14 protein-coding genes are annotated in these 13427 nt (G+C 40.4%); 6 read left to right on the top strand and 8 right to left on the bottom strand.

Features of this window, described 5'->3' with window-relative positions:
* Positions 1-13: 13 nt before the first annotated feature.
* Both HII32_RS03130 and HII32_RS03125 read right to left on the bottom strand, forming a co-directional pair.
* On the bottom strand, positions 14-385 hold the full coding sequence (locus HII32_RS03130; protein ID WP_172188202.1) for a DUF1304 domain-containing protein: 372 nt from the start codon (positions 383-385) through the stop codon (positions 14-16).
* A 3-nt stretch (positions 386-388) separates the two neighbouring features.
* The gene (locus HII32_RS03125) at positions 389-787 is read right to left on the bottom strand and encodes a winged helix-turn-helix transcriptional regulator (RefSeq protein ID WP_172188200.1); all 399 of its coding nucleotides are present in this window, start codon (positions 785-787) and stop codon (positions 389-391) included.
* A gap of 127 nt (positions 788-914) precedes the next feature.
* On the opposite strand from HII32_RS03125, the gene HII32_RS03120 reads away from it, so the two are divergent.
* Complete coding sequence (locus tag HII32_RS03120) at positions 915-2114, top strand: MFS transporter (RefSeq protein WP_172188198.1); 1200 nt, start codon at positions 915-917, stop codon at positions 2112-2114.
* A gap of 53 nt (positions 2115-2167) precedes the next feature.
* On the opposite strand, the gene HII32_RS03115 is transcribed toward HII32_RS03120, so the two are convergent.
* The 4 genes from HII32_RS03115 to HII32_RS03100 all read right to left on the bottom strand — a co-directional run bounded on the left by HII32_RS03115 (position 2168) and on the right by HII32_RS03100 (position 4814).
* Entirely contained in the window at positions 2168-2869 is a 702-nt protein-coding gene (locus HII32_RS03115) for a GTP pyrophosphokinase (protein ID WP_246224805.1), read from the bottom strand.
* A gap of 105 nt (positions 2870-2974) precedes the next feature.
* Positions 2975-3154 (bottom strand): hypothetical protein, encoded by a 180-nt coding sequence (locus HII32_RS03110; protein ID WP_172188196.1) that lies wholly within the window; start codon positions 3152-3154, stop codon positions 2975-2977.
* Positions 3154-3834, bottom strand: a complete 681-nt coding sequence (locus HII32_RS03105; RefSeq protein ID WP_343034642.1) for an NAD(P)H-dependent oxidoreductase — start codon at positions 3832-3834, stop codon at positions 3154-3156. The genes HII32_RS03110 and HII32_RS03105 overlap by 1 nt, the downstream gene beginning before the upstream one ends.
* A 32-nt stretch (positions 3835-3866) precedes the next feature.
* Positions 3867-4814: an NAD(P)-dependent oxidoreductase gene (locus HII32_RS03100; RefSeq protein ID WP_172188194.1), complete on the bottom strand. Its 948-nt coding sequence runs from the start codon at positions 4812-4814 to the stop codon at positions 3867-3869.
* A gap of 134 nt (positions 4815-4948) precedes the next feature.
* On the opposite strand from HII32_RS03100, the gene HII32_RS03095 reads away from it, so the two are divergent.
* The 5 genes from HII32_RS03095 to HII32_RS03075 all read left to right on the top strand — a co-directional run bounded on the left by HII32_RS03095 (position 4949) and on the right by HII32_RS03075 (position 10017).
* Positions 4949-5800, top strand: a complete 852-nt coding sequence (locus tag HII32_RS03095) for a hypothetical protein (RefSeq protein WP_172188192.1) — start codon at positions 4949-4951, stop codon at positions 5798-5800.
* A 390-nt stretch (positions 5801-6190) separates the two neighbouring features.
* Positions 6191-7153 (top strand): ABC transporter substrate-binding protein, encoded by a 963-nt coding sequence (locus HII32_RS03090; RefSeq protein WP_172188190.1) that lies wholly within the window; start codon positions 6191-6193, stop codon positions 7151-7153.
* 20 nt (positions 7154-7173) lie between these two features.
* Positions 7174-8085 carry an ABC transporter permease gene (locus HII32_RS03085; RefSeq protein ID WP_172188188.1) on the top strand — a complete coding sequence of 304 codons (912 nt, stop codon included), beginning with the start codon at positions 7174-7176 and terminating at the stop codon, positions 8083-8085.
* Complete coding sequence (locus HII32_RS03080; RefSeq protein ID WP_172188186.1) at positions 8078-8836, top strand: ABC transporter ATP-binding protein; 759 nt, start codon at positions 8078-8080, stop codon at positions 8834-8836. The genes HII32_RS03085 and HII32_RS03080 overlap by 8 nt, the downstream gene beginning before the upstream one ends.
* Positions 8837-8952: 116 nt before the next feature.
* A complete protein-coding gene (locus tag HII32_RS03075) occupies positions 8953-10017 on the top strand; it encodes an FUSC family protein (RefSeq protein ID WP_172188184.1) in 1065 nt (354 codons plus the stop codon).
* 44 nt (positions 10018-10061) lie between these two features.
* Here HII32_RS03075 and mnmG read toward each other — a convergent pair whose 3' ends face one another.
* Positions 10062-11990 carry a tRNA uridine-5-carboxymethylaminomethyl(34) synthesis enzyme MnmG gene (gene mnmG / locus HII32_RS03070; protein WP_172188182.1) on the bottom strand — a complete coding sequence of 643 codons (1929 nt, stop codon included), beginning with the start codon at positions 11988-11990 and terminating at the stop codon, positions 10062-10064.
* 32 nt (positions 11991-12022) lie between these two features.
* Positions 12023-13417, bottom strand: coding sequence for a tRNA uridine-5-carboxymethylaminomethyl(34) synthesis GTPase MnmE (mnmE, locus tag HII32_RS03065; RefSeq protein ID WP_172188180.1), 1395 nt, complete (start codon positions 13415-13417; stop codon positions 12023-12025).
* Between the last annotated feature and the right edge of the window lie 10 nt (positions 13418-13427).

Below are 13427 nucleotides of genomic sequence, written 5' to 3'. Positions count from 1 at the left end.
GTCATACTCTTTTTTAACGTCCTAAAATAATTGCGATAACAGCTAGAATAGCTGGAAAACTTTGCACCCAGAAAACACTCTTTTTTTGAATCGTAGCATAACCAAAAATACCAGCAATAACAACAAAACTGGTAAATAACAAACTACCAATGACTTGCGCGTTCGCCGGAAAATCAAAACGAGCAAATAATAAGCCCCCACCAATAAAACCATTATAAATTCCTTGGTTGGCCAAAGCAACTCGTGCTGCTGGTTTAGCCAAAAAATCTAATTCCATGCCAAAAGCTTGATGAAGTAGTTCATTACTACCCCAAATTTCTAAAATCATAAAGCCAATCGCCTCTAATGCGACAATGACTACTAAGATACTGGCGATAATTCCCATTATTTATTTCACCTCCGTATTATTCATCCCGTTGACGTAACCTTGATGATCGGCCAACAGTTTTATTTCATTTTGTTCATCAGCCGCTTTTAAGCGTTGAATGCGTTGCTCACCCCACACCGACATATCCACCAAAATTTGGCTTAAAGTAGTGCCATAATCTGTTAGTTGATACACCACTTTGGGGGGTACTTGTTGATAAACTTTACGATCAATAATTTGATCAGCTTCTAATTCGCGTAATTGTTGCGTTAACATTTTTTGGGTAATTTGCGGAATGGCTCGTTTTAATTCACCGGTTCGCATCGGACCATTGCCTAAGTGGCACAAAATAATTGGTTTCCATTTACCGCCAATAACGTCTAGCGTTGCTTCAACACCAATATTATAGATTTTTCGCACATTAACCCTCCTTAGGCACTTTTAGGTTCCTATTGTACTAAAAAGTGCGTACTTGTTACAAGCGATTGAACCATTATAATCAATTATATCGCTTATTAAAGGTAAGTAACGAAAAAGGAGAACGTTTATGAAAGTATCTGAAGTTAAATCAACCAATACTATTTCGCCAACCCTCACTTTGATGGCCCTAGCCATTAGCGCGTTTGCAATTGGTATCACTGAATTTATTAGTGTTGGCCTATTACCACTAATTGCTAAAAGTTTTAACGTGGCGATTAGTACAGCCGGTTTAACCGTCTCAATATATGCGCTGGGAATTACCGTCGGTGCCCCTTTGATGACCATTTTGACCGGACGAATTCCACGAAAACAACTCTTAATTTACACGATGTTATTGTTTATCGCCGGTAACTTAATTGATGCCGTCGCTCCCACCTTTGGTTTATTATTATTTGGGCGAGTAATTTCCGCTTTAGCTCACGGTATTTTTATGACGATTTCTTCCGTGATTGCCGCTAACGTGGTGGCGCCTGATAAACGGGCCAGTGCCATTGCGTTGATGTTTACTGGGTTGACAGTAGCCACTTTAACCGGAGTACCATTGGGAACTTATATTGGTAACACTTTTAGTTGGCATTTTTCATTTCTATTCATCACTATCGTTGGGGTTGTTAGTTTAATTGCTAATATTTTATTAGTTCCTAGTAACCTCCCTCTTCCCGAAAAATCCTCTGTCAAAGGCATTGGTCGCATTTTAGCCAATCCCCAACTTTTGTTAGTATTGGCGTTAACCGTCGTTGGTTATGGTAGTCCGTACGTAATTTATACGTATTTATCACCGATTTTAATGCACATGGGCTTTAGTGCTGGTACCATTGTGTGGTTATTATTGTTGTACGGTGTGATGGTCGCCATTGGTAACACCATTGGGGGCCGACTAGCCGATCATAATCCAGTAAAAGCTTTACTGGGTATGTTCAGTAGTTTAATTGTGGTTTATTTGCTCGTTCAAATTTTCTTTAATGCTCATTGGCTGGGCTTGCTTGCGATTTTAATTATGGGGTTGTTCGCTTTTATGAACGTCCCTGGTTTGCAAGTTTACATCGTGCAATTAGCCGAAAAATACACACCTAATGACGTCACGATGGCTTCGGCACTGAATATTTCAGCTTTTAATTTGGGGATCACCCTCGGATCATTAATTGGGGGACAAGTGACGGCTCACATTGGTTTAAACGCTACTCCGATTTTTAGTATCGGCATGGCGATTGTAACGGTAATTTTAAATTGGTGGTTGTTACAAATGGCTAAGAAAAAGCAAGATTAATCAAAAAAAGATGCATATTATATATGCATCTTTTTTTGTTTCACATGAAACAATTATTTACGTAATTTTTGGCGAATCTGATCCATTTCGACATCCAACTTAGTAATATCATCCGCCTTGCGACGCAAATCATCACGCAATTGCTCTTTATTATCAACATCTTTTTTATAATTCAATTCATGTTCTAATGACGCCCAGAAATTCATCGCAATCGTGCGAATTTGAATCTCAACCGGAATGCGTTCGGTGCCAGTACTTAAATAAATGGGAACTTCCACAATTAAGTGCAAACTTTGGTAGCCATTAGGTTTAGGATAGCGAATGTAATCTTTTTCCTGCACAATTTCAATATCTGGTTGATCTTTAATTAATTGATGAACGGTCTCAATATCAGTTAAAAATTTGGTAATCACCCGCACGCCCGCAATATCTCGAATTTTGTTGCGAATCTCGGCGGGCTGCTTTATGAGCCCTTTCCGCTGAATTTTTTCCATAATACTTTCCAGGGTTTTAATCCGATGTTGTAAGCTATCGATTAATTTGACATCATGCTCTAATTGATAACTACGATCAATAAATTTAAGTTTGTCAACTACCAAATCTAACGCGGTTTGGTAACGAATTTCAAATTCGCCGGCAAACTTGGACGACATGTTTAGGGCTTGTTTAACAACATCCCCACTTAATAAGTCACTCGGTAAATTAGCCAAGTCACCTAAATTAGGATTGCGGGGTTGCTGATTGTTATCAGACATATCTTTCACCTCTATTGGCGTTTATTATACCTGGTTCGGCAAATAATACCCAATTTGGTCAATATTTTTGCAATTACTTAAGTTCTCCTCGAGTGTGATTAAAAATTACCAATTACCATGATTCCACAACCGCCCATCCAATTCACCTTGAATCTGTTCACTCCGGGTCGCTTGTTGCTGGACTACTTGTTGCAATGCGGTTAAAAAGGCCCGATCCTCATAAGCGGGTTGCTTTTGTTTCAGAGTTTCGATTTGAGTTAATAACCATTCGGTATTGTCGGTCATTATTCATCTTCTCCCTTCTTAACCAACGTCAAAGTATCTTGCAATTGCTCTAAGTCACTTTGATTTTGTTCAAAAGTGTCGCTAATTAGCTGTCCCATCAACTGATCAGCTACCGGTAACTTAGTCGCGAACTGACGCAAACGGTTCGCAAACCAAGTTTGCCGATTAGCTAGTGAATCCGGTTGTACCTGAGTTAAATAACGTTGGTAATCAATTAATAATTGCATTTGCTGGGTTTCATTTTGATACCAAAATTGCGGGATGATAAAGGCCGGCATAATTTGCATTTGAGCTTGTTGAGCCAAGGTCCGATATGGTAATAAAATTTCATCAATAGTGACATTTTCCCGCGCTCCGTGCCGAAAATCTTTTAACGGCCGGCCAGTGGTAACCACTATGCCGAATTCTTTATTTTTTAATGGTGGTTCAGTCACACCATACACAAAATTGCTGGTTAAAACCTGATCTTCCCACTGCTTTAAACTGGCTGGTGCCGCATACCAATAAAGGGGAAACTGAAAAATAATGCGGTCCGCAGTACGCAATAATTGCTGTTCCGCAGTCACATCAAGGCTCGCTAGCGTATCTAAATGATGCCAGGTGACCGCCATTTCTTGGGCTCCCTTTTGTAGAAAGGTTTGGGTCTGTGAATTTTCAATCTCAGGATGAGCGACAATCACTAATGTTTTAATTTAAACCACCTCGTTATTTTTTAGTAACCTCGTTGATAATCCAAACGGTTAATTTGAGGTTGTCCATCTTTTAGATATTGCTTCAAGTTTTCGGTAAAAATATGCAAATTCCGACGAGGTTCTAAGTTTGAAAAACCCGCAACATGCGGGGTGATCATTAAGTTAGGTGCATCCCATAATGGATCATCAGCTGAAAGTGGTTCGTCAGGCACCACGTCTAAAGCCGCTCCCGCAATTTGGTTAGTATTAAGCGCTGTAATCAAGTCCGCACTATTAGTTGAAGGACCCCGGCCAACGCTGATGAAGAACGTCTTGGCGTTCATTTGAGCAAATAATGCAGCGTTAAAATAGTCCGTAGTAGCAGCCGTTAATGGCATTGCATTAACCACATAATCAGCATGGGCTAACTGCTTTTCGCCTGCTGTAAAGGTCATGATTTCATCAAAATTAGCCTTCGTGCCACCATGACGATTGATTCCAATCACATGCATCCCAAATGCTTGCGCTAATTTAGCCACGTGTCCGCCAATTTGCCCGGTCCCAAACATTACCAAGGTTTTATCGGTTAACTCACTCACTGGATGAGTTCGATCCCATTTATGCTCTTGTTGATCAATGAATGCTGACCATAGCTTCCGTTCATACACCAACATGTATGATAATACTTGTTGGGCAACGTTTTCGGCATTCGCCCCATTAGTCGTCGTGGTAATAATATTTTGGGCCGCTAGTTGAGCTAGTGGCAAGTAATCTACCCCAACCGACTTAGTCTGCAGCCATTTCAATTGATTATCTTGTTTCAGTAAGGGAGCAAATTTATCACTCCAGCCAAAAATGATTTCGGCCCCGCTAATCTCAGCTAGTGAAGCTTGTTCTGCCTCGGTTACCAACTGATAATCAGGCGCAACGTCCTTAACCTGTGCGATTTGTTCGGCATTAAATGTCAGTGGACTAATGATTTTTTTCATCTTCATCTTCCTCTCGTAATCTAACTAAATTTTAAAGCAACTAATTGGAAATGCAAGAAAATTACCGTTGGGTAGTGTTTCGTGTTACACTAGCTGAAAATGATTAGTCCACCTAGATTCAAAGGAGATTATTTATGAAAAAAATGTTAACCATCGTCGCCACCATGAGTGGTTTATTGGTAGGAGCTGCCAGTGCCACTACCACCCAAGCCAGCAGCGTTAAGCTCGCTTCGGGATACCTAGACGAAATGAAGGTTTTCAGTAATGGATTTGTAACTACTAAAAAAGCTATCAAAACCGATTTATACCGAAAAATTAATGGCAAAAAGGTTCGTTATACGATTCCCAAGGGCGCTACAGTGGGCGTAGCTACTACCGGCTATACTGAAAGTAACGGTAAATTAAAAACTACGGTGAGCTTGAATTTAAGCAATCAGAGCTATAAATTTAGAAAAAGTTTCACTACTTTTAATAAAAAACACGGTTACTGGATTAAAACTGACAACATTGCTTTGAAGTCGAGCACCTTTAAGCTTGCTAAAAGTACCGCTAAAAATAAATATAGTGATCTCGTGTTTGAACGCGGGAGTGCCTTTAACTATCCCAACCGCAAAAAGGCTACTGGATTGTTTAATATTACCGATGATGGCTACGTTCAATACTATGACAGTCAAGCGGTCAAAAAATCCGGTTACGAAGATGGTCTTTGGAACCAAAACATTTACCAATTAAAACCAACTGCTACCCAAAAAATTAGCAAAATCAGACGTGACGGCCACGTTACTTATTTCTACTACAACCATCCGATTAATGGTTTAAAAGAATATAAGGTAGGCAAGAGCACGTATCGTTTAAAGATTAATTTACAAAATCATGATGGTAATAAAACTTGGGTAACCAAAAACGATTTAATTAATGCTAATTGGCAAAATTATCACGTTGGCGGCAAATCATACTACGTCATTAACAACATTGATAGTGAATAATTATTACTGACAGTGGGATCACCTAATAGATTAGGTGGTTCTTTTTTTGATCGTTAAAAACAACATTGACAATATTTCATTAACAATGTTAGGCTGGTTACATCAATTGTTGGAGGAATTTATTTATGAATCAATCCCAGTACTCACAATTGAATAATCGATTTAACTTTAGCTTTTTCTTTAGATAGCGTTTGTATTCGACCATTTCGGATACGAGCGCAACGAAGCGTTCGTATCTAATTAAGAGCTAAAGCTTTTGAGCATGACATTAGCCAGTTAGATGCGTGATTAAAATCTAACTGGGAATTATAGTAATAGGCCTAAAGACCAGTTGGATTTTTTTCTAAATCTGACTGGCCTTTTTTCTTGCTAAAAATTAAGGAGGCCCAGATGAAACGAATTTCACCACTATTACTATTAATGTTACTCACCCTTACGCTTAGCGGTTGTGGTCGCATTAAACAACCTAAGACGCTTAATATCGGTATCCTACAAATCGTCCAACATGGTTCCCTAGATGCTGCTAGAGACGGCTTTGAAACGCAATTTAATCACGAAGTAAAACGGGTCCACCCCAAGTGGCGGGTTCATTATAACTACCAAAATGCACAAGGTGATCAAGCTAATTTAAACGCCATGGCACAGCAATTAACCATCACCAAGCCTCAATTAGTCCTAGCCATTGGGACCCCTGCCGCTCAAGTAATGGCACGAAAAACACGAACCATACCGGTGTTAACCACTGCTGTTACAAACTTAGTTCAAGCCGGTTTAGTTCAATCTAATCAACGACCACAAACGAACGTTTCTGGTACCAGCGATCAAGGACCAGTAACCGCGCAAATAAAATTGTTAACTCAACTAACCAAGCACTCCCAGCAACCATTAGGCATCATTTATAATTCGTCAGAAGCCAATTCTTTAAATCAAGTAAATACTGCCCGGACGTATGCCAAAGCCCACCAACTGCAGTTAAAAGTAGTTAGCGTCAGCTCTGCCAACGATATCCAATCAGCGTTAGTTGGGCTTACTCCTAAAGTGGCTGGCCTATACGTTCCCACCGATAATTTGATGGCAAGTTCTATGAAATTAATTGGTAAGCAAACGCAACGTGCCCACATTCCAGTAGTCACGGGTTCAATTGAAATGGCGGCAGACGGTGGGACAGCCACGTACGGTTTAAATTACCGTGATTTAGGTAAACAAACTGCTAAAATGGCCGCACACGTAGTTTTAAAGCACCAAAAACCAGCCGAGATGCCAGTTCAAACCGCTCAGCATTTGCAATTATATGTTAATCAATCACGAACTCAGGCCCTCGGTATTAACCCCAAGACCGTTCATAAACCGTAATTAAGAGAGGATGTTTTATCATGATTATTTCTGGAATTAGCCAAGGACTTCTTTGGGTCAGCATGGCTATTGGTGTTTTTATTACTTTTCGTATTTTAGATATTCCTGACCTAACTGCTGAAGGCAGTTTTCCGTTAGGCGCCGCCGTTACTATTTCTATGATTTTAAAAGGAATCTCACCTACTTGGGCCACGTTAACTGGTTTCTTAGCCGGTTGTATTGCCGGTATAGTCACTGGCATTTTAGATACCAAACTACATATTCCGGCCCTTTTAGCCGGAATTTTGACCATGACTGGTTTGTATTCCGTGAATATTCACATTATGGGCCGCGCTAATTTGGGCCTATTAACTCAAAAAACGATTTTTGATTGGGTACCAGCGAGTTGGGGGCTCAACAGTCAAACTCTAATTATGGGAACTGGCATTAGTCTTTTAGTCATTATGAGTTTAATTGCTTATTTTGCCACCCGAAACGGTTTGGCTTTGATGGCAGTTGGTAATAACGCCATTATGAGTGCGGCGAACGGCATTAACGTTCCTGCCATGAAAATCATTGGCTACGCTGTTTCTAATGGTCTCATCGCTTTATCTGGTTCTTTAGTTGCCCAAAACAACGGTTTCGCTGATATCGGTATGGGTGTAGGTACTATTGTCATTGGACTAGCTTCCGTTTTAGTCGGCGAAATCTTTTTACATACCACCAAAATGATAGGTAAATTATTGGCCATGGTGGCGGGCGCCGTCTTGTATCGTCTATTGCTCACCATTGCAATGTCATTAGGCATTGCTCCTGATGATTTAAAAATTCTATCAGCCATTATTTTAGTGATTGTCATCGTGTTACCAATGCTGCAAAATCGTTGGTTACAACACAAAGCAATTGCTAAATACTTAAGCCAAACTCAAGTGGAGGAACCAACTAATGACTAATGCTGTTTTAACCATGACTAACGTTAACAAGGTTTTTTTACAGGCTGACTTGCCTCCCAAACACTCCCTTAAAAATATTAACCTCGCCATTCATCCCAATGACTTCATCGTTGTTATCGGCAATAACGGTGCCGGGAAATCAACCCTGTTAAATACGATTGCTGGTAATTTAAGGGCTGATAGTGGCCAAACCAAAATTAATCATCAAGACGTGACTAAACAATCGATTTCTAAGCGCGCTCAATTTATTGCTCGTGTCTTTCAAGATCCTAAAAGTGGGACGGCCAGCGAGCTTACGGTGGCTCAAAATCTAACGTTGGCTCATTCGACCAATTATTGGTCCTTTCACAAATTTCAAAATTCAACTGAATTAGTTCAATTTGAAACCCTCTTAGCCTCGGTCGATATGGGTCTGGAAAAATTTATGAACACTCAAGTGAAATTTTTGTCCGGAGGTCAACGGCAAGTGGTGTCATTATTGATGGCTACTCTCAGTCAACCGGAACTTCTCTTGTTAGACGAACATACCGCTGCTTTAGATCCCAAAACGAGCGCCAAGGTGATGGAGTTAACTAACCAACTAATCACCCAACAACAACTAACAAGCTTAATGATCACTCATAACATGGAGGATGCCCTCAAGTATGGAAATCGTCTGATTATGGTTCAAGACGGTCAAATTACCCACGATGTTGCCGGCCCTGCTAAGCAACAATTAACCCAAGCAGAATTGTTAACCTGGTTTAATTAGTCGCACATCTTTAATTTTTATTAAAAAACCATCAAACCAGGCTCTTTTTAATCATTTAATGATAAATTGCTTATCGTTTATTAACTTAGCGAGGAGGAATTATTATTTATCAGTTAATGCAGTTAAGCCCCGGTGTCTTACGGACTAAGATTAAAATGGCGCCTAAAAAGCAAAAAAACAGTTACTTAAAAGCTTTATTGTGGCGAGATGTTGCCTTATTGACCTTCGCCATTTTTTATATCGCCACTTTTGTGAAATTATTTGGTGATGTCAATAGTAGCGTGGCTGTTAGTAGTTTCTGTATGCTTTTAGGAATTAGATTCGTTAACTACGGTTACCAATTATCTGACAGTATTTTCGCTTTAGGTGGGGTTTTATTAATCATGTTGCTTGGCAGTATGTTTTTTCAATACCTACCACTTCCCTGGTTTTTTATCGCGCATTCACTTAGCCTATTATTTATTTTAATGACCACCACGGTTCAACCGGCATTTGGTAATGGTGGGTTGTATACTTTTAGCTATATTTTTATTACAGGTAATCCAGTGAGCGCCAGCCAATTTTCTAATCGCTTGGTGGCCATGGCCTTGGTTTGGTTCCTATTAGCGATTGTATTATGGCGTAATCATCACCAGCAACCGTTAAAACGGCGTCTCCACCATGTTTTAACTAATTTTAGTTGGCATTCTGATACCTCGCACTGGCAATTACGCTTAGCCTCAGGCGTTAGTACTGCTCTAACGGTGGCCCAACTGTTGCAACTTCATCGGGCCGTTTGGTTAGGTTTTGCCTGCATGTCGATCTTATTACCACAAAATCCCCATTATGCTAAACGCGTGGGTGCCAGATTAACAGGCGTGATTATCGGCTCTAACCTCTTTATTGTTAGTTTGGCTTTAGTCCCGGACGCTTGGGCTTTTATTTTAGCGCCGCTAGCTGGCTTTGGCTTAGGTTTGACTGACAATTATTTCTACCACAGCATCTTAAATTGTTTTGGGGCGTTAAGTATTGCCACCAGCCTATTTGGTACCGTGCCCGCTGGTGAATTACGTATTTTCAATAATTTCTTAGGTATTTTGGTTGCGATTATATTTATTATTGGCTTTAAGCTGCTCAACCATTATTTCTTGACCGCTAATCATTTTACTGCTCAAAATAACAACTCCAGTTTACCCGATTAAGACAACAAAAAAGACCCTTGAATTCATTCAAGGATCTTTTTTTATTATTGTACTTTAGCAATCTTTCCCTGTTGGATATAAACGCTCAAAATAGCCAAATCAGCTGGGTTAACCCCACTAATTCGACCTGCTTGGGCAATCGTTTCAGGTTGGATTTTCTTTAGTTTTTGGTGTGCTTCGGTGGCAATCCCATCGATAGCATCATAGTCGATGTTAGCTGGAATTTTCTTAGCTTCCATCTTCTTCATTTTTTCAACGTTGGCTTGGGCTTTGGCAATATAACCCGCATACTTAGTTTGAATTTCTACTTGTTCGATTTCATGTCGACCTAGTGGTTGATCTGGAGCCGGGATAAATTGTAATAATGTCTGATAATCAACGTAAGGACGACGTAAGAATACACTAGCAACTGCGCCATCCTTAAGCGGTTTATCACCATGAGCCGTCACTAATTCATCAACTGCCGCGCTAGGGTTCACCCGCACGTGATCTAGTCGATCAATTTCAGCTAAAACGCGTTCTTTTTTAGCTAAAAAGGCGTCATAACGTTCATCAGAAATCAAGCCTAGTTCATGACCCTTTTCGGTCAAACGCATATCGGCGTTGTCATTACGTAACAACAACCGGTATTCTGCCCGACTAGTTAGTAATCGATATGGTTCATTGGTACCCTTAGTTACCAAATCATCAATCATTACGCCGATATAAGCTTCATCCCGTTTTAAGGTAAAACCAGGTTTACCTTGAGCTCGTAAACCAGCATTGATACCAGCAATGATGCCTTGTCCAGCTGCTTCTTCGTAACCAGAAGTACCGTTAGTTTGGCCGGCAGTAAAGAGATTCTTAACTACTTTAGTTTCTAACGTTGGCTTTAATTGATAAGGGGCCACCACGTCATATTCAATCGCATAACCCGGTCGCATCATTTCGGCATTTTCCAACCCTTGAATAGAACGAATTACTTGTTGTTGGACTTCTTCAGGCATTGAAGTTGAAAGACCCTGAACGTACCATTCTTCAGTATTACGGCCTTCTGGTTCTAAGAATAATTGATGCCGATTTTTATCAGCAAACCGCACAATTTTATCTTCAATGGATGGACAATAACGGGGACCTACTCCTTCAATGACCCCAGTAAACATTGGGGCTCGATCAAGGTTTTCACGAATAATTTCGTGAGTTTTTTCGTTAGTATAGGTCAACCAGCAAGACAACTGATTCTTTAAAGCCAAGTAATCTTCATCTTTGGATTCGTAACTAAAGTGGTTCGGTTTTTCATCACCTGGTTGTTCTTCGGTTTCACTGTAATTAATAGTGGTTCCATCAACTCGTGGTGGGGTTCCAGTCTTAAATCGTTCCAAATCAAAACCTAATTCAGCTAAATTTTCTGAAAGTTTTTCAGCTGGTTGTGAATTGTTAGGGCCTGAAGCATACATTAATTCACCAATAATGATTTTTCCGCGCGCAGCTGTACCGGCACAGATAACCACGGCTTTGGCATAATAACGAGCCCCGGTATTGGTAATTACCCCTTTACACTCACCATCTTCGACAATTAAGCTATCGACAATCCCCTGACGTAGAGTCAAATTAGGTTCGTCTTCAATAGTCTTTTTCATTTCTGAATGATAAGCATGTTTATCAGCTTGGGCACGCAGAGCTTGTACCGCCGGACCTTTTCCCGTATTTAGCATGCGCATTTGGACGTAGGTTTTATCGATATTTTTACCCATTTCGCCACCCAAGGCATCAATTTCTCTAACTACCGTTCCCTTAGCCGGTCCCCCAATAGACGGGTTACATGGCATAAAGGCAACCATGTCCAAGTTAATGGTAATCAAGAGGGTTTTATTACCCATTCGTGCGGCTGCCAAGGCCGCTTCGCTTCCAGCGTGTCCAGCACCAACAACCACCACATCAAAGTCTTGCCCCCGATAGGTTTGCTTAACATCACTGACTCGTAAACTTTTCACTAGTTAATTCCTCCATGTTTCACGTGAAACAACTACTTACCCAAACAAAATTGACTAAAGAGTTGGTCCAACAGTTCATCTTGATAACTGTCACCAGTAATTTCACCTAATAAATCCCAACAATGCGTCATATCGATTTGTACTAAATCAACCGGTAAGCCGCTTTCTAACCCATCAACCACCGCTTTTAGTGATTGGTTGGCTTGGTTTAATAATCCAATATGGCGGGCATTTGTAACCACCACATCATTTTGACTGTTTTCAATGCCTTCATTAAAGAACATGTGGGCAATAATTTCTTCCAAATCTTCTAAGCCACTCGCTTGAATAGCTGAAGTAGAAATAATAGGTGATGTGCCCACTAGTTGCCGTAATTCTACTAAATCAATTTTTGGTGTTAAATCCGTCTTGTTTAGCACAACAATGCGTTGTTTAGCTGCCGTGAGATTAATTAAAGTTCGATCTTCATCAGTCAATGGTTCACTGACGTTCAGCACCAGTAGCACTAAATCAGAGCTATCAATTGCCTTTTTAGAACGATCAACCCCAATTTTTTCGACCTTATCTTCCGTATCCCGAATTCCCGCAGTATCAATTAACTTCAACGGAACGCCACGAACATTGACATATTCTTCCAATACATCTCTAGTCGTTCCCGGAACGTCAGTCACAATCGCTTTATCTTCATGAATTAAGTGATTCAACAGACTAGATTTGCCGACGTTAGGACGACCAATAATCGAAGTGGCCAAGCCATCTCGTAAAATCTTACCTTGTTTAGCAGTTTGCAATAACTCATCGATTTGGCCGTGAACTTTAATCGCTTTTTCACGAAGCAAGCGACTAGTCATGGTTTCAACGTCATCGTATTCTGGATAATCAATGTTAACTTCGACTTGAGCTAACACATCTAAAATATCTTGGCGTAAATTCCGAATCAAGTGGGATAAATTACCGTCTAGTTGGCTAATTGCCACTTTCATAGATCGGTCTGTTTTGGCTTCAATCAGGTCCATTACCGCTTCTGATTGGGATAAATCAATTCGACCGTTCAAGAAAGCCCGTTTGGTAAATTCACCCGGTTCGGCTAAGCGGGCCCCGTTACTAAGCACTAACTGCAAAATTCGGTTGGTAGCAACAATACCACCATGACAATTAATTTCGACAATGTTTTCTTTAGTATATGTTTTGGGTGCCCGCATTACGGATACCATTACTTCGTCAATATCATCACCAGTTTGGCTATCGACAATATGCCCATAGTTAATGGTATTAGTATCAACTTTAGTTAAATTTTTGCCCCGATATAGCCGTTGCGCAACTTCAACTGCATCATCTCCACTAATTCGGATGATCGAAATTCCACCTTCTCCAGGTGGGGTCGAAATTGCTGCAATGGTATCAAAATCCGTCGTTGTTAAAACCATAATTGGCTCC

It is taken from the genome of Lentilactobacillus kribbianus (assembly GCF_013184075.1).
Taxonomy (GTDB): Bacteria; Bacillota; Bacilli; order Lactobacillales; family Lactobacillaceae; genus Lentilactobacillus; species Lentilactobacillus kribbianus.
Note: the sequence above shows the minus strand (reverse complement) of the source record. Positions and strands in the feature narration are given on the sequence as shown.

Coding starts and splice junctions, on each gene's coding strand:
- HII32_RS03080 (WP_172188186.1), top strand. CDS start 8,078: ATGACTAATGCTGTTTTAACCATGACTAACGTTAACAAGGTTTTTTTA.
- HII32_RS03115 (WP_246224805.1), bottom strand. CDS start 2,869: ATGTCTGATAACAATCAGCAACCCCGCAATCCTAATTTAGGTGACTTG.
- mnmE (WP_172188180.1), bottom strand. CDS start 13,417: ATGGTTTTAACAACGACGGATTTTGATACCATTGCAGCAATTTCGACC.
- HII32_RS03110 (WP_172188196.1), bottom strand. CDS start 3,154: ATGACCGACAATACCGAATGGTTATTAACTCAAATCGAAACTCTGAAA.
- HII32_RS03120 (WP_172188198.1), top strand. CDS start 915: ATGAAAGTATCTGAAGTTAAATCAACCAATACTATTTCGCCAACCCTC.
- HII32_RS03090 (WP_172188190.1), top strand. CDS start 6,191: ATGAAACGAATTTCACCACTATTACTATTAATGTTACTCACCCTTACG.
- HII32_RS03095 (WP_172188192.1), top strand. CDS start 4,949: ATGAAAAAAATGTTAACCATCGTCGCCACCATGAGTGGTTTATTGGTA.
- HII32_RS03100 (WP_172188194.1), bottom strand. CDS start 4,814: ATGAAAAAAATCATTAGTCCACTGACATTTAATGCCGAACAAATCGCA.
- HII32_RS03085 (WP_172188188.1), top strand. CDS start 7,174: ATGATTATTTCTGGAATTAGCCAAGGACTTCTTTGGGTCAGCATGGCT.
- HII32_RS03075 (WP_172188184.1), top strand. CDS start 8,953: ATGCAGTTAAGCCCCGGTGTCTTACGGACTAAGATTAAAATGGCGCCT.
- HII32_RS03130 (WP_172188202.1), bottom strand. CDS start 385: ATGGGAATTATCGCCAGTATCTTAGTAGTCATTGTCGCATTAGAGGCG.